This is a genomic window from Xylanibacter sp. (genome assembly GCF_057607445.1).
The window spans coordinates 39,193-54,527 of the sequence record NZ_DBLZAX010000003.1; the positions used below are offsets into that span (position 1 = coordinate 39,193).

Genomic DNA, 15,335 nt, shown 5'->3' on the forward strand with positions numbered 1-15,335 from the left:
ACAAGATGAACAACCTACTCTACATACTATGGAATCCTGACCTGGTGGCCTTTAACATAGGACCAATATCTGTATTTTGGTACTCATTGTGCTGGCTCATAGGACTCGCGTCAGCGTATTTCATTGTGAAGAGGCTCTACAAGGAACAGAAAATAAAGCCGGAGCTGTTCGACCCACTGTTCATCTACTGTTTCGTGGGTATACTAATAGGCATGAGATTGGGCCACTGTCTGTTATATGATCCTGACTATTTCCTGTCGAGCGGCAAGCATATAGTGGAGATGATCTTACCTATACACTTCATGGAGGACGGATCGTGGAAGTTCATAGGATATAAAGGACTGGCAAGCCACGGCGGAACCATCGGACTTATCATCGCCCTCTGGCTCTATGTCCGCCGAACAAAGATAAATATCTGGCGCGTGCTCGACAACGTGGCGATAGCAACTCCCGTAACGGCATGCTTTATCCGACTGGGCAACCTCATGAACTCTGAAATCATAGGCAAGGCAACCGACGTGCCCTGGGCATTCATCTTCGAGCGCGTTGACATGACTCCACGCCATCCGGGACAGCTCTACGAGGCCATAGCCTACGCCATATTCTTCTTCGTAGGATGGTATTTCTACCGCAAAAAACCGCAGCGAGTGGGCACGGGATTCTTCTTCGGACTATGCATAACGCTCATCTTCACGGCACGATTCTTCATCGAGTTCACAAAGGGCATACAGAAAGACTTCGAGGCTTCAATGCTGCTCAACATGGGACAGCTGCTCAGCATACCGTTTGTAATCGTCGGACTGCTCTGCATGAAGGGCGGAAAATGGATGCAGAAACTGGGCATAGAGAAATAGACCGGTATCCTGCGGCTTAACGGCCGGAATAGGGAAATACAGAGGAAAACAAGGGAAATTAGGGGAAATTTTCGGAAAATTTCCCCTAATTTCTTTTTATTGCCCATTACGTTCAAGCCAAGAAACATAACAAAAGGGATTTTCTGCCGGACATAAAATCCGTTCTGACGCGTTTTCTTGTGTTCGGCGTGAAGATGTAAGGCTACGAATGAGAAAACGGCTCACACGGGCTTAAAATGCCGTTATAAAAGAATGTCAGCATGACTTCATGATGCTTACGCGCAACAATGATGCCATGCTGACATATAGAGCATATAATCTGACAAGGATTAGTCAAGCTTCAACTCAAAATCCACCACGTCGAGCCAGCGCCCGAGCTTGTAGCCTACATCGTGAAAATGCGACGCCTGACTGAAGCCCAGCTTGCGGTGAAGCTCTATGCTCGCCTCGTTGCAGCCCGTTATGCAGGCTATCAGCACCTTGTATCCGCGCCGGCGGCACTCGTCTATCAGGCGGTGCATCAGGGCGGTGCCGAGGCCGCGGCGGGTGAAGTCGGGCGAGAGATATATCGTCGTCTCGTAAGTGTTGCAGTAGGCGGCGCGCTCCTTCCACGGATGGGCATAGCATATTCCTGCCACGCGGCCGTCTTCCTCAGCCACGAGATAAGGGCAGCTTGCCGATATGTGCCCCACCCTTTCAGCCATCTGCTCTTCGGTGAGCGTCTCGGTCTCAAATGTCTCAACGCCCTCTACGATGTATCTGTTGTAGAGCGCGGTTATCTCCTGAATGTCTTTTTCCTCAACGTAACGTATCATTTCTGTATAATTTATGTTTGCTTTATCTATTTTTCCTCTACGTGCCGCGGCCTGCCATGCGCTGACAGATGCCGCAGGCGCCCTTGCATACATGCAACACAATCGAAGCCTGACGCCTGACATGCGCCTGACCTCGATTGCAGTATGAATAATCCGAGACCCGGCCGTGCCAGGCCCGGCGTGGCTTTACAGTCTGTTCACGCTGATCTTAATGCTGCGGTCGGCTATCTTCACCAGCACGACGCCGTCCGTGCGGCCTGCGCTGAGCGTTATGCTGCCTGCCGACGCCTTGCCTGCCGAGAGCATCATGCCGCCCACGCTGTAGAGCGCAACCTGCTCGCCGTCGGCAAGTCCGCTTACGGTGATGCTGCCGTCATGCGAGCTTACCACTACGCCGCGGCGCTCGTCAAGGTTTATTCCGGAAGTGTTCAGCGTCGCGTCGATGAAGCACAGCACGGCCTTTGCCTCCTCGCTGTTAAGATAGCCGTGTGCCGATGCATACACGGTTATGTCGTATGCCGCGCCGAGAGCCACCTTGCCGTCGGCCGAGTAGGCTCCTTCAACGGCGTCAGACGCGCTTATCGTGTAGTGATATTCTGCCCCTTCGGTGGCGCATCCGAACGTCAGCGAGTTGTCGGCATAGGCTATTGTCGGCGTGGCGCACCTAACGGGGTCAACCACCTGTCCGTCTTCCTCTATGATAAACTTAAACCCGCTCCACGGCTCCTTGACCTTATAGAGCGCCGTGGTGCCTGTAGGCACGTGCAGGCGGCACTCTGTGTATATGTCGCCGAACACGAAATTGCTCGTGCTCACCTCGTCAGGGTCGTCCCACTGGCAGGTTACGTCGGCAAGATAAGTGCAGTCCGAGAAGCTGCCGCTGCCCAGCGTCTCTACGCTCCTTGGCAGCAGTATCGAGGTCAGTCCGCTGCAATTGTGGAAGCATCCGGCGCCAATGTTCTTCAGTCCGGCAGGCAGAGCTATTCCGCTGAGCGAGGTGCAGTTGCTGAAGCAGTCATCATACAGCTTCTCGATACTCTCCGGCAGGGTTACCGAAGCCAGCTTTGAGCAGTAGCTGAAACATTCTTCGTAGAGCCTCGTTACGCCGCTCGGCACGACTATCGACTCTAAGGCTGAGCAGCTCTCGAAGCATCTGCTCTCTATGTTGTCTATGCTGTTGGGCAATGTTATGGCCTGAAGAGCGGTGCAGCCTGAGAAGCAACTGCTCCTTAAGTCGGTGATGCCGTCGGGCAGACTGACCGACGTGAGCGAAGTGCAGCCCGAGAAACACTCCTCGCCAAGCTCCCTCACACCCTGCGGGATGTCTATCGACTCGAGCGAAGTGCAATGATAGAAGCATCTCTTCTTCAGCTCCGTCAGGCTTCCCTCAAACTTCACCGATCCAAGCGACGAACAGCCGTGGAAACAGCTCTCGCCCATAGTGGTCAGACTTGCCGGCAGAGTTACCGACGTGAGGCTCTTGCAGGCGTAGAAGCACTGATAGCCAAGCTCCGTGATGCCCTTGGGCAGACTGATTGCCTTAAGCCTGTCGCAGCCTGAGAAGCATGCGCTGCCCAGCGATGTAACTCCTGCCGGCAGCTCAATCGCCTCAAGCATGTTGCAGCTCTCAAAGCACATATCGCCGAGCGATACGAGATTTTCGGGCAGGTCTACCGACTTAAGAGAGTAACAGAAAGAGAAGCTGTTGCCACCCAGCGAAGTTATGTTGTCGGGCAGATCTGCCGATACAAGCTTAGAACACGACGAGAAGCACGACGAGCCCATCACGGTAACAGTGTTGGGAAGAACAACTCCCGTAATGTCGTTTCCGCTGAAGGCATTGTTCTGCACGGTGGTAACCGTATAGTCATCTCCGCCGTATCTCACGGTCTCAGGTATCACGATGTCGCCCGTAAGTCCCTTCTGCTGCATAACAGACGCCTTGTCGCCGTCAAGCAGATAAGTTATTCCATCGATTGTAGCCGTCTCCTGTGCGCTGCCTGCCAGGGTCATCGCCGCCGCCAGACATGTAAGGATAATTTTCTTCATAAATAGTTTTTTTAATGTTCAAGAAATGTATGTGTTCACTTGTTTTATTTGTAAAAATAGCCGATTGTTTCTCCGTGCAAAAATAAGAAAAAAACAACAAACCGAAAGGCCCTGCCCGAAAAAACAGCATTTTGTGTCGACCAACGCCTTGCATGGCATCAACCCACCCTTAATGCCGGCGGCAGGTTTTGGGGATATTTTGCGGAAATAAGACACCTGCAACGAACCGCCCAAAAACGATATGTGCCCTTTCGCACGGCAAAAGCATATCTTCTGCACGGCAAAAGAGCACATATCAGAGGCCGAAAGACGGCCTTTTATAATACGCTGAAATTCAACACGTTATACAATATAGGGCGACGCACGCCAGCGTCGGCGGCAGACTGATGCATACCATGCCGCCGTAGGGCACGCCATAGGGTATGAGCCACGGCAGCGTCAGGCCTCAGTACGGCCGGCCACGGCAGCCTTCATGCTTGCCTTGGCGTTGGCATACATGCGCACGATGATGTCGCACGCCTGGTCTAACGTCATCGAGCCTGTGTTTATCATCAGGTCGTAGTTGCGCGGATCGTCCCAGCGCTGACCTGTGTAATATTCATAGTGAGTGCCGCGGGCCTTGTTGAGCCTCTTTATCTCGGCCTCCGCCTTAACCTTGTCCAGGCCGTATTCAGACGTGCATCGGTCGATGGCCGTGTCACGGTCGCAATAGCAGAACACGCGCACCACGCCCGGACGTCCCTTCAGCACAAAGTCGGCGCAGCGCCCCACGATGACGCACGGCTCCTTGTCGGCCAGCTGCTGCACTATCTTGCTCTCTGCAAGGAAGAGCACGTCGTCGTCCGACAGTCCCCTGCCCGCCTGCGTGCCGTAGCCCTGCGACAGTATGCACTTCAGCCAGAACGACGGTATGGTCTGCTCGTTGCGCCTTATGTAGTCTTCGTTGATGCCGCTGCTCTTTGCCGCCATCTTTATAAATTCGCGGTCGTAGAGCCTTACGCCGAGTCTCGAGGCAAGCATCTCGCCCAGCATGTGGCCGCCGCTGCCAAACTCGCGGGCTATGGTTACCACCACGTCGGCAGGCGCTGCGGCAGCCTTGCCTTCGGTCTGCTTAGAGTAGCCCAGCACGCCGTTGAGCACACGGCAGAACGGTGTGAGGAAGTGAACTATCGGCCCCACGAGCAGCGCCGCAGCCACCGTGCCCTCGCGCACGCCGTGTATGCCGCCTATGAAGAGCATCGAGAACACGCAGGCAAGGATGACGTTGCCCACGTCGAAGCCCAGTTTAACGTAGCCGAAGTCGCCGCCTATGCGCCTTGCCAGCACCCTGACGAAGAACTCGCCCGCCACCATTGCCACGTCGGCCTTAACCTCGAGCGTTATGCCGCACGCCAGAATGACGCATCCGGCGAGCATGCTTAGCAGCTGCATGGGATATGCCTCGGGCTGAAGCCACGACAGCGACGACATGGATATGTCGATAAACGTGCCGAAACAGAGCGTAACGGGTATCTGTATGAGATACATGCGGAGGTCGGCGCGCAGCTGTGAGCGGCTCATCATGAGCGGCTCTGTGGCCACGAAAAGAAGGTTTACGATAATGGTCCACTGGCCCATGGTAAGGGGCGTGAACATACTAAGCACGTAGTTGACGCTCGTTATGGGCGACGTGCCCAGCAGAGCCTTTGTGATGAAGGCAATGCCGTAGGCGTTGATAAACACCGAAATGATAAAAAGGATGTAACGCCTTGTTAGAAATATTGTCTTTTTCTGCATAATATTTTGACTTGAAAACAAATCTGTTCTAATGGAGAATTGAGAATGGAGAATGGATAATTATGATTTGACTTGAGGGGTATTGGGATGCCGGATGTTGAGCGTGCTGCCGGTGTATTTTGGCTTTTACGGATGTTGTGATATCCCCTGCAACTATTCTGTTCTCCTTTCTGATTATGCTATCCTTTCTTTTGTCTTTATTCTCCACGGAGAAATGTTCTCCTTTGTATTGTATTCTGATTTAAATCACGGCGCAGAACTTATTATCAGTGTGCGTATATGTTGATGACTTACGACATTCATTCATGCCGACAGTCACAGACTTAAAATGTCTGATGGGCTGCCATGCGGCGCCTTGACCTTAACCCAAATCGGCTATTATGATTCGGTATGAAAGCCTTAATGCACAAAAGTGATAAAACCATGTGCTGTATGATGACCTGTTGGGGGTTGGTTTTCTGCCGCCACTACAGCTCGCGCCACGGCAGCAGCCCTGCCCTGCCCTATTTGCCTGTAACTATGCGCTTTATGTCGTTCAGTTTGTTGAGCGCCTCCACGGGCGTCAGGTTGTTGATGTCAAGCCCCAGTATCTCGTCGCGCACCTGGCACAGCACTGGGTCGTCGAGCTGGAAGAAGCTGAGCTGCATGCCCTGCCGGCTCATGTTTATCTTCTCTGCCGACGGCTTGCCCACTCCGCCCACCTGGGCGTTGTCGGCTTCAAGCTCCTTCAGTATGGTCTCTGCCCTCTTCACGATGCTCTTTGGCATGCCGGCTATCTGCGCCACGTGTATACCGAAAGAGTGCTCAGAGCCGCCCGGCTCGAGCTTTCTCAGGAAGATAACCTTGCCGCCCGACTCTCTTACGCTTACGTTGAAGTTCTTTATGCGGGCAAAGTTTTTCTCCATCTCGTTGAGTTCGTGATAGTGAGTGGCAAAGAGCGTGCGCGCCTGAGCCTTGGGATGCTCGTGGAGATACTCCACAATGGCCCACGCTATGCTTATTCCGTCGTATGTAGACGTGCCTCGGCCGAGCTCGTCGAAGAGCACAAGCGAGCGCGGAGTAACGTTGTTGAGGATGTTGGCAGCCTCGGTCATCTCCACCATGAAGGTCGACTCGCCCAGCGATATGTTGTCCGACGCCCCCACACGTGTGAATATCTTGTCCACCAGACCTATCCTCGCGCTCTCTGCCGGCACGAAGCATCCTATCTGGGCCAGCAGCACTATCAGTGCCGTCTGTCGCAGCAGAGCCGACTTTCCGGCCATGTTCGGACCTGTGATTATTATTATCTGCTGCTTCTTGTCGTCGAGATATATGTCGTTGGGCACGTAGCTCTCGCCCACGGGCAGCTGCGTCTCTATCACCGGGTGGCGTCCCTGATGTATGTCGAGCACAATGTTGTCGGCATCAATGGCAGGACGGATGTAGCCGTGCTCGGCGGCAGTCTTGGCGAAAGACAGCAGACAGTCGATACGGGCTATGAGCGAGGCGTCGGTCTGTATGGCGGGGATATACTCCTGCATCGACAGCACCAGCTCGGAGAACAGCTTGCTCTCGAGCTGCAATATCTTGTCTTCGGCGCCCAGAATCTTCTCCTCATATTCCTTCAGCTCCTGCGTTATGTATCGCTCGGCGTTGGCAAGCGTCTGCTTTCTCACCCACTCCTCCGGCACCTTGTCCTTGTAGATGTTGCGCACCTCGAGGTAATAGCCGAACACGTTGTTGTAGCCTATCTTCAGCGACGATATGCCCGTAAGCTCGGTTTCGCGCTCCTGTATCTTCAGCAGATAGTCTTTGCCGCTGTAGGCAATGTTGCGCAGTTCGTCGAGCTCGCTGCTTACGCCGTTCTTTATCACGCCTCCCTTGCTCACGAGCTGCGGCGAATCTTCGTTTACCTCGCGCTCAATGCGGTCGCGCAGGCCCTCGCACAGCGCCATCTGGTCGCCTATGCGGCGCAGCACGGCGTTGTCTGCCTCGAGACATGCACGCCTTACGGGCACCAGGGCCTGCAGGGCTGTCTTGAGCTGCACCACCTCACGCGGCGACACACGGCCCACGGCAACCTTTGATATGATGCGCTCAAGGTCGCCAATGCGGTGGAGCTGACTGTCGAGAAGGTCTTTAAATTCGGGATGGCGGAAGAAATATTCAACCACGTCGAGCCTGTCTTCTATCACGCGGGCATCTCTCAGGGGGAACACCACCCAGCGCTTCAGCATGCGGGCGCCCATGGGCGACACGGTGCGGTCTATCACGTCGAGCAGCGACGAGCCGTCGTCCTGCATGGGGTGCAGCAGCTCCAGCGAGCGTATGGTGAACTTGTCGAGCCTTACGTAGCGCTCTTCTTCAATGCGCGATAGCGACGTTATGTGGCCAATGTGCGTGTGCTGCGTCATCTCGAGATACTGAAGTATGGCTCCGCTCGCCACCACTCCACTCCTGAGATGCTCCACACCGAAGCCCTTGAGCGACTTTACGTCGAAGTGGCTCAGCAGCTTCTGGTTGGCCGACTGCTCGGTGAAAACCCAGTCGTCGAGCTCGAAGGTGAAGAACTTGTTGCCGAACCAGCGCTCAAACTCTGCCCTGCGGCCGCGCTCAAAGAGCACTTCCTTGGGCGAGAAGTTTACGAGCAGCTTCTCTACATAGTCGTAGGAGCCTTCGCCCGTGAGGAATTCGCCGGTAGATATGTCGAGAAACGCCACTCCGCAGGCCGTCTTGCCGAAGTTGACGGCGGCCAGAAAGTTGTTTTCCTTGTAGTTAAGCACGTTGTCGGTCATGGCCACTCCGGGCGTAACCAGTTCGGTTATGCCTCGCTTAACGAGCTTCTTGGTGAGCTTGGGGTCCTCCAGCTGGTCGCAGATGGCCACTCTCCTGCCCGCCCTTACGAGCTTTGGCAGATATGTGTCGAGCGCATGATGCGGAAATCCGGCCATCTCCGTAGGGTCTTTCGAGCCTCCGTTGTTGCGCCTGGTGAGCGTTATGCCCAGTATCTTGCTGGCGTCTACGGCGTCCTGAAGGTATGTCTCATAAAAGTCTCCGCAACGAAACAGCAGCAGCGCGTCGGGGTGCTTTGCCTTCAGCGACATAAACTGCTTCATCATCGGGGTTAGTTCGTTGTCTTTCTTTGCCATGATCTGTTGTGGATAGCCTGCCTGTTCTGGTCTGTAAGTCAGGCACTATGGGTTATTTTCAAGCTGCAAACTTACTAATTTTTTTCCAATTTCTGACTGACAGAAAAGGAAAAACAGCTGAAAACTGAGAATTGAAAGACAATTAAGCGGCTGTTCTTAATCTCTTCCAATTCCCAGTTTTCAAATCCCAATTTTCTATTTCTTATAAGTTTGTTGTCATCTTTTTCCGCTGAAGCCCTTTGTCGGAGTGGTTTTCTGCGTTGTTGTCGATGGCTTGCTTCCTGTGCTTCTTACGGGCTTTGTACCGCTGAACGAGCCTGAAGGCTTTACAGTTGTGCTGCCCGATGTGCCCGTACCTCTCGACGGACGGCTCGTAGCGGGCTTGCCGGCTGAGGTTGTAGGCTTCTTGTTAGTAGTGGGACGGCCGTGCGACGCGGTGCCCGTAGAAGGCTTGGGAGCCGTAACCGTGTGGCCCTGATTTGTCGGTTTAGAGGGCTTCGGGGTTGTCGTCACGCTGTGGCCCGAGTGGTTTGTGGTGCCCGTCCTTACCGGCGTCAGCTTGTGAGCGCTGCTGTATGTGCGGCCCTTATACCAGCTCTTGCCGCCGTTGCTGCGCCAGCTGTGGCCTCCGCGGTAGGTGGTGTAGACACTGGGGCGGCTGTAATAATAGTAAGAGCGGTCGGTGTAGCGCGTGTAGATGCTGTATCTGAAGCCCGAACTCCAGTAGACCGGACGGTAGAAATATGTCCTTGACATATACAGGTTATACTGTGCCGCGGTGAGCACATAGCTCAGGTCGAGGTTGCGGCGCGTCCAGCACGTAGAGTAAAGGTCGTCCTGATAGTTGAGCGCCATTAGATAGTCGAGGTTTATTTCATACACGGCGTCATACTGGCTCTCATAGAGTCCCAGTTCGTATGCCATCTTGTCCGTCAGAAACAGGGCCTCCTCACGGGCCTGCGTATATGTCATTGCCTGCAACGTAACCGTGGTTATCATCATTATGATGAAGGATGTAAGTAATCGTTTCATAACCGTCAATTTTTAAAATGTTAGACAATCAGCAGTATCAAACAAATGTTCTGAGAGCAAAGATAGTGAAATTTGGGCTAAAGTGCAAGCTGTTTACCCTACAACAGCATCGGATTTTCCCTACAATTGAGCGGGATTTGCCCCCGCACACGGCACAGACGGGCACGACTGCCGGGCGTGAAGGGCAGGGCAGAGGGGGCAGGAAATAAAACTTTTTTTAATGTTTTTATATCGCATTGCGAACATATATTGCACAAAAGCGGCATAATTTTGCCCCCGGAACAGGACCTTAGCCCGACAAGGAGAGATTGTTTCATGAGATAACACGGGCCCGGCGCCGCCACGCAAGCTACCGCGGGGCAGGGCAGAGGGCAAATATACAACAGACCTTTAAAACTGATTTTAGAAATGATTGTAAGTATTAACCTGAACGAAGAGAGACAGAAAGACTTTGCCGACATGCTGAGCAAGGAACAGCGCGACAGCGCAAGGCGCATAATGGCGCAGCAACTGGGCCAGCTGCTGACACGCAACCCGGCCGAAAACCTGTACTGGACGGAGAGCAAGACCGACCTGATGGAGCTGGTCTACGACGTCTACATGGCCGAAAGCCCCGTTGACAGGCTGGGCCGCCCCTACAGCTTCAGCGAGATGGCGCGCAGGGCATGCACCGTGCTGCACGTGCCCATGCCGAAGAATCCCTACGCCATGGTGTATAACGCAAGGGAGAGGAAGGGCGTGAAGCAGAAGTCGTTCTTCAGCCGCTACTGCTGGCTGATGTACTGCAGGCACTCGCGCAACCCGCTCTACGCCATGATAAGATGCATGCGCTGAACAGACAACGCAACGGCAAGGTAACCATGAAAAACATTAACAGACCATAAAACACAAGACAATGGACAAGAACACACAGACAAGACTGTCGGAACACTTCACGCTGGAGGAGATGTGCCGCTCGGGCGCGGCAGTAAGACACCGCATAGACAACACGCCCGACAGAGAACAGACCGAACGCCTCAGGCAGCTCTGCCTGAACGTGCTGGAACCGCTGCGCAGGCGATTCGGCGTGATACGCATAACGAGCGGATTCCGCTCCGAACGGCTCAACGCCATAGTGGGCGGGGCTAACACCTCGCAGCACATGAGGGGCGAGGCTGCCGACATACACATATCGGGCATGGAGACGGGGCGCAAGATGTATGCCTACATAACCGCCAACCTCGACTTCGACCAGCTGCTCTTTGAGCACTCCATGAGCAACGGGGCATGCTGGCTGCACGTATCCTACAAGGCCGGCAAGGGCCAAAACCGCCGCCAGGCCATACCTTTCTACAAGGCGGCATAAGGCCACGCAACGCGCTGACACCCAACACATTGCAAAAGGCAGCCTTTCGTGCTGCAAAAAGTTATCTTTCACCCTGCAAAAGGCCGTCTTCCGCACTCCGAAAGGCGGCCTTTCTGTTATGCACGGCATAGCGTATATTTATAAAAGATTTGGTGGATACCGACACTTTACACTGAAAAAATTTGGTAGATACCGACACTTTGCACTGAAAAAATTTGGTGGATATCGACATTTCGCGCAGAAAATATTTGGTGGAAGGCGGAATTATGGGCATCTATGTGTGAAACACACCAAGGATTACCGCCGGGAAAACGGCATCAACTATCTGCCTGTATACATGACCATGTTATTATAATCAACATACGCATACGAGGCAAATATATGCCGCAAAACGAACATGGCAAACACGGGAAACAGAAAGGAAAAACACCGTAAATGCCATGAACGTAATGCGGCCGGATAGGTATGAAACTAAAACGTCATGTTCATGCTCACGCCAATGCTGCGGCCGTCGTAGTAGGGCAGGGCGGCAAGAGCCGTGGAGCGGCGGCAGGACGACTTGCGGAACAGCAGGGGATAGAGCCTGTAGGCCAGTTTGGTGCTTACGATGCCTATGCACGCACCCGCCACAACGTCGTTTATCCAGTGGCGGTCGTTGTAGACGCGCAGATAGGCCGTGAGCGGAGCCACCACAAAGCCCGACCAGGCTATAAGGGGCGACACCGACTTGTATTCTTCATAAAGAAACTGCGCGCCCATGAAGGCCGTGGCTGTATGTCCCGACGGAAAAGAGTTGCGCGTGCTTACGTCGGGGCGGCGCTCGCTTATGGACAGCTTCATGGTGTTGACGATGATGCCCATCGTGGCATACGACATGGCAAGCATGATGGTGCGGTCCTTGAACGAGTGGCGGCCGCGCACGCCGGCAAGGTTGAGCCCGTAGACAGCCACCACGGGCGAATACTGCACATAGTCGTCAGCATGCATCTTGCGCCTGTCCTTCGGCACGAGGGCGTATCTCACGGCGCGCTTCTGCCTGACCATCCATCCGTTCTCGATATACAGCGCCGACACGCCAACGAGGGCGGCAGGCACCACTATGTCGACAGCCCTGAGCCTGTGGCCGTCGTCGAAGGTGCAACGCCGCTGCACATCGCAGCTAAGGCTGTCGGCAGCACTGACGCCTGAAGCAGCACAGAGCAGCAGCATAATGAGGATGATCCTGAAGTTGAACGTTTCTTTACTTTTCATCATTTCGTTAATTTTCCGGTGTGTCAAGCAATGTCATGGCCGATGGCATAAACCGGCAAAGATATCACACGGAAATGCAGAAAACCACCTATCGGGAAACTGTTTTTTTAATGTATTTTTTAATATACGCATATCCCGAAAACTTATTTTAACCAAACAGCAAGCATCAATACAAGCTGTAGCGCAAAGCACGGCCTACGACGGCAGTCAGCCAAGGCGCAAACAGCCCGGCGAGCCGAAGCCATCATAAGCACGGCAAAAAGCCTTGCGGGCGTAAACACCTGACAGTCAGCATAAAACGAGACATCGGAACTGATCATGAAAACATACTAACAACAGTTGAGCATACAGTCTATCGTGGTAAAACTTGACATCGCTGATCAGAAAGTGTATCTTTGCAAACGTGAACGACATGAAGCCGCAGGCACCTCAAAAGACAGCATGGACAGCCGGCAACCATCAGCCGCCGAAGCGGCGCCGGGCAGCATGAAAGACACAACTGACACAAAGAAGCTTCTGAATGCAGAGAGAAACACACAGATTATTAACCATTAAAAAAAGAAAGGAAAAAAGATTATGGCAGTTTTTTATAAGTTGTATCAGGAAAACAGAGAAGGTTCGACAAACAAGGGCAAGTGGTATGCACGCGCCGTGCACACGGGCACAGTTACAATAGACGACCTGGCAGACGAGATGCAGGCCAACTGTACGGTGAAGAGAGCCGACATCGTGGCCGTACTGAGCGAGCTGGTGGAGACGATGCAGAAGCATCTGCAGATGTCGCACCGCGTGAAGCTCGACCGCCTCGGCACATTCAAGATCGGCATGCACACCAGTCCGGCCGACACCGTGAAGGACTTTACGGCAAGCGGCAACGTCAAGTCGGTGCACGTGCTGTTTCAGCCCGAGACCAAGATTGACAAGAACAAGACACGCACCCGCGCACTGCTTACGGGCTGCAAGGTGCAGGAGCTGCCCAAGAACGCTGTCAGCGACGCCCTCGACGACGTGGAAGCCGTGTAGCAGCAGGGCATGAATGAATGCAGACGATGAACGTAACACACATAAATTAAACCCAAAACGGTCATTAGGATTCGGTCGGGATTTAGCTTTATATTGAGCAGATTTTCGTTAGATTTTTCTTGACATAGCCCGCTATGCCTGCGAAAAATCTGACAAAAAGACGCCAATAGAAACAAAAAGACAGACTGAAAGCATCAATGCACAAAATTGATAAGGTAATATGCGGTCTGATGACCGATTTGGATTAAAAAACTTACAAAGACAAAACAGACAATGGGAACAAAGGACAAGAACAACATTTCGATAATTCTGAAGGTGATAGTGGCAGTGGCAACAGCCATCCTAGGCGTGTTCGGAGTGAACGCGGCAATCTGAAAAGGATGCAGTTAATCAAAATCAACCAACCGGTCCGGCAGGCATTTCAGTCTGCCGGATTTTTATGTTTATTCAATATATATACAAAAAATGTGCATTTTTTTAATGTAAAAAATATAATTGTAAAAATAAATCGCTATATTTGGCAAATAAAACTCAAACATATAACACATAAACCTTGAAGCCTATGAGAAAATAATAGACACCAACATCTAAGAGATTAAAATCATTACACAAAATTAACCTGTTAAACTTATCGCTTATGAAGAAACTGATATTTATGCTCATGGCAGTAATCTGTTTCACGGCATGCTCAAACGACGACAACGACCCCCAAAAGCCTATTAATCCGGAACAGACCAGAACCGTGGAGCTGAACGATACCACCCTGACATTTGAACTGAATGCAGACACTGCAACTGTAAACATAGGCAGCAGCGAAGGCTGGTGGATAGAAGAGATTACGACAGAGGAAGACACACTGAAACCTACTGCCGAGGAGAAGCAGCTGATGGCAGGAGGCGGAGCGTATGAAGCACGATGCCAGTGGGTCAGCATGAAACGCAACGGCAGCAGCATCGAAGTGGCTGTAGACGATAACGTATATAAAGAACGCACATTCAAGATTGTCCTTGCCACAGCCAACAGCACGGCCACCATCACGGGCGTGCAGGAAGAAATGATTACAGGCCAGTGGGACGACATTATAGGCCTGTCGACCAAGACCGTAACGCTCAACGGGGCAGGAGACCCTGCTACTGTAACTACCGAAGGAAAACACTGGTTGATAACATCAATAGAGGTTGACGGAGAGACGCTGTATAATTTCTACTACGACAACACCGAGAACAGAAACATGTATCAGACGGGCAAGTTCAACCAAAAGTGCGACTGGCTCAACGTAAGCGTGGACGACTGGACGCTGAACATATCGGCAGACATGAACTACGGAGCAGGCAGAACCTTCAAGATTTATGTTCAGGCAGGCGACTACCACGACTGCATAGAAGGCACGCAGGAAGAACTGATGACGGGAGGAGCCTCAGACAAAATCGGCTTGTCGACCAAAGAAGTTACACTCGACTATACGGGCAGCGAAGTAAAGATTGACACTGAAGGAAAACACTGGTGGATAACAAGCATTGAAGTTGAAGGCGAAACGCTCTACAACTTCGGCTACGACAGAACCGAAAACAGAAATATGTATAACACGGGCAAGTTCAACCAAAAGTGCGACTGGCTCAACGTAAGAGTGGACGACTGGACTCTGTACATATCAGCAGACGATAACTTCAGAAAAGAAAGGACATTCAAAATAACGCTCGAATTAGGCAACTACTTCGACCATATCAGCGGAACGCAGAAAATCAAAGACAAGTAACACCTGTATAGCGCCATTGTATGGCTGCACACAGGCGGCATACGCAACACATAAACACATCCTAAAAAGAAGCCGGCTGCACGCGCCTATGCCCACATAAGCAGAGCGCGCATGCAGTCGGCATGAGTTTTCAGCGATAAACAACATTGCCGTTAAACCAAAATCAGTCATCATTATTAGGCTATAAGCATCAATGTATCTGTAGAATTAAACCATATGACTGATAACCTGTTAGGGGTAATCGTAACTGTAACATAACGGACAAAATACAATAAAAACAATTTTATTTCGTACAATCGAATT

General features: G+C 52.4%; 12 protein-coding genes. 6 read left to right on the forward strand and 6 right to left on the reverse strand.

All coding sequences use genetic code 11. The features are described 5' to 3' along the window. Nucleotides 1–5: 5 nt before the first annotated feature. Complete coding sequence (lgt, locus tag ACZMIG_RS03635; protein WP_487889061.1) at nucleotides 6–854, forward strand: prolipoprotein diacylglyceryl transferase; 849 nt, start codon at nucleotides 6–8, stop codon at nucleotides 852–854. 329 nt (nucleotides 855–1,183) lie between these two features. Here lgt and ACZMIG_RS03640 read toward each other — a convergent pair whose 3' ends face one another. The 5 genes from ACZMIG_RS03640 to ACZMIG_RS03660 all read right to left on the reverse strand — a co-directional run bounded on the left by ACZMIG_RS03640 (nucleotide 1,184) and on the right by ACZMIG_RS03660 (nucleotide 9,657). Then, nucleotides 1,184–1,669 (reverse strand): GNAT family N-acetyltransferase, encoded by a 486-nt coding sequence (locus tag ACZMIG_RS03640; RefSeq protein ID WP_021855807.1) that lies wholly within the window; start codon nucleotides 1,667–1,669, stop codon nucleotides 1,184–1,186. Between the two features lie 186 nt (nucleotides 1,670–1,855). Then, nucleotides 1,856–3,718, reverse strand: a complete 1,863-nt coding sequence (locus ACZMIG_RS03645) for a leucine-rich repeat domain-containing protein (protein WP_487889062.1) — start codon at nucleotides 3,716–3,718, stop codon at nucleotides 1,856–1,858. A gap of 438 nt (nucleotides 3,719–4,156) precedes the next feature. Then, nucleotides 4,157–5,494 (reverse strand): DUF6198 family protein, encoded by a 1,338-nt coding sequence (locus ACZMIG_RS03650; protein WP_487889063.1) that lies wholly within the window; start codon nucleotides 5,492–5,494, stop codon nucleotides 4,157–4,159. A gap of 503 nt (nucleotides 5,495–5,997) precedes the next feature. Beyond that, nucleotides 5,998–8,625 carry a DNA mismatch repair protein MutS gene (mutS, locus tag ACZMIG_RS03655; protein WP_053398917.1) on the reverse strand — a complete coding sequence of 876 codons (2,628 nt, stop codon included), beginning with the start codon at nucleotides 8,623–8,625 and terminating at the stop codon, nucleotides 5,998–6,000. A 216-nt stretch (nucleotides 8,626–8,841) separates the two neighbouring features. Beyond that, nucleotides 8,842–9,657 (reverse strand): hypothetical protein, encoded by an 816-nt coding sequence (locus ACZMIG_RS03660; protein ID WP_147630860.1) that lies wholly within the window; start codon nucleotides 9,655–9,657, stop codon nucleotides 8,842–8,844. A gap of 408 nt (nucleotides 9,658–10,065) precedes the next feature. Between ACZMIG_RS03660 and ACZMIG_RS03665 the strand changes: the two genes are divergently transcribed. Together ACZMIG_RS03665 and ACZMIG_RS03670 are read left to right on the forward strand one after the other, a co-directional pair. Then, nucleotides 10,066–10,491: a hypothetical protein gene (locus ACZMIG_RS03665; protein ID WP_053398915.1), complete on the forward strand. Its 426-nt coding sequence runs from the start codon at nucleotides 10,066–10,068 to the stop codon at nucleotides 10,489–10,491. Between the two features lie 61 nt (nucleotides 10,492–10,552). Further along, nucleotides 10,553–11,002, forward strand: a complete 450-nt coding sequence (locus tag ACZMIG_RS03670) for a D-Ala-D-Ala carboxypeptidase family metallohydrolase (RefSeq protein ID WP_125105044.1) — start codon at nucleotides 10,553–10,555, stop codon at nucleotides 11,000–11,002. Nucleotides 11,003–11,473: 471 nt separating this feature from the next. On the opposite strand, the gene ACZMIG_RS03675 is transcribed toward ACZMIG_RS03670, so the two are convergent. Then, entirely contained in the window at nucleotides 11,474–12,256 is a 783-nt protein-coding gene (locus ACZMIG_RS03675) for a phosphatase PAP2 family protein (protein ID WP_487889064.1), read from the reverse strand. A gap of 573 nt (nucleotides 12,257–12,829) precedes the next feature. Between ACZMIG_RS03675 and ACZMIG_RS03680 the strand changes: the two genes are divergently transcribed. The 3 genes from ACZMIG_RS03680 to ACZMIG_RS03690 all read left to right on the forward strand — a co-directional run bounded on the left by ACZMIG_RS03680 (nucleotide 12,830) and on the right by ACZMIG_RS03690 (nucleotide 15,032). After that, nucleotides 12,830–13,276, forward strand: coding sequence for an HU family DNA-binding protein (locus tag ACZMIG_RS03680; protein ID WP_487889065.1), 447 nt, complete (start codon nucleotides 12,830–12,832; stop codon nucleotides 13,274–13,276). 273 nt (nucleotides 13,277–13,549) lie between these two features. Further along, entirely contained in the window at nucleotides 13,550–13,651 is a 102-nt protein-coding gene (locus ACZMIG_RS03685; RefSeq protein WP_021855817.1) for a smalltalk protein, read from the forward strand. Between the two features lie 262 nt (nucleotides 13,652–13,913). Next, nucleotides 13,914–15,032 carry a hypothetical protein gene (locus tag ACZMIG_RS03690; RefSeq protein ID WP_418874240.1) on the forward strand — a complete coding sequence of 373 codons (1,119 nt, stop codon included), beginning with the start codon at nucleotides 13,914–13,916 and terminating at the stop codon, nucleotides 15,030–15,032. Nucleotides 15,033–15,335: the final 303 nt, after the last annotated feature.

Bases quoted from the DNA above. Each gene is read 5' to 3' on its own strand.
- ACZMIG_RS03660 (WP_147630860.1), bottom strand. From the start codon at position 9,657: ATGAAACGATTACTTACATCCTTCATCATAATGATGATAACCACGGTT.
- lgt (WP_487889061.1), top strand. From the start codon at position 6: ATGAACAACCTACTCTACATACTATGGAATCCTGACCTGGTGGCCTTT.
- ACZMIG_RS03650 (WP_487889063.1), bottom strand. From the start codon at position 5,494: ATGCAGAAAAAGACAATATTTCTAACAAGGCGTTACATCCTTTTTATC.
- ACZMIG_RS03680 (WP_487889065.1), top strand. From the start codon at position 12,830: ATGGCAGTTTTTTATAAGTTGTATCAGGAAAACAGAGAAGGTTCGACA.
- mutS (WP_053398917.1), bottom strand. From the start codon at position 8,625: ATGGCAAAGAAAGACAACGAACTAACCCCGATGATGAAGCAGTTTATG.
- ACZMIG_RS03670 (WP_125105044.1), top strand. From the start codon at position 10,553: ATGGACAAGAACACACAGACAAGACTGTCGGAACACTTCACGCTGGAG.
- ACZMIG_RS03675 (WP_487889064.1), bottom strand. From the start codon at position 12,256: ATGATGAAAAGTAAAGAAACGTTCAACTTCAGGATCATCCTCATTATG.
- ACZMIG_RS03640 (WP_021855807.1), bottom strand. From the start codon at position 1,669: ATGATACGTTACGTTGAGGAAAAAGACATTCAGGAGATAACCGCGCTC.
- ACZMIG_RS03645 (WP_487889062.1), bottom strand. From the start codon at position 3,718: ATGAAGAAAATTATCCTTACATGTCTGGCGGCGGCGATGACCCTGGCA.
- ACZMIG_RS03690 (WP_418874240.1), top strand. From the start codon at position 13,914: ATGAAGAAACTGATATTTATGCTCATGGCAGTAATCTGTTTCACGGCA.
- ACZMIG_RS03665 (WP_053398915.1), top strand. From the start codon at position 10,066: ATGATTGTAAGTATTAACCTGAACGAAGAGAGACAGAAAGACTTTGCC.
- ACZMIG_RS03685 (WP_021855817.1), top strand. From the start codon at position 13,550: ATGGGAACAAAGGACAAGAACAACATTTCGATAATTCTGAAGGTGATA.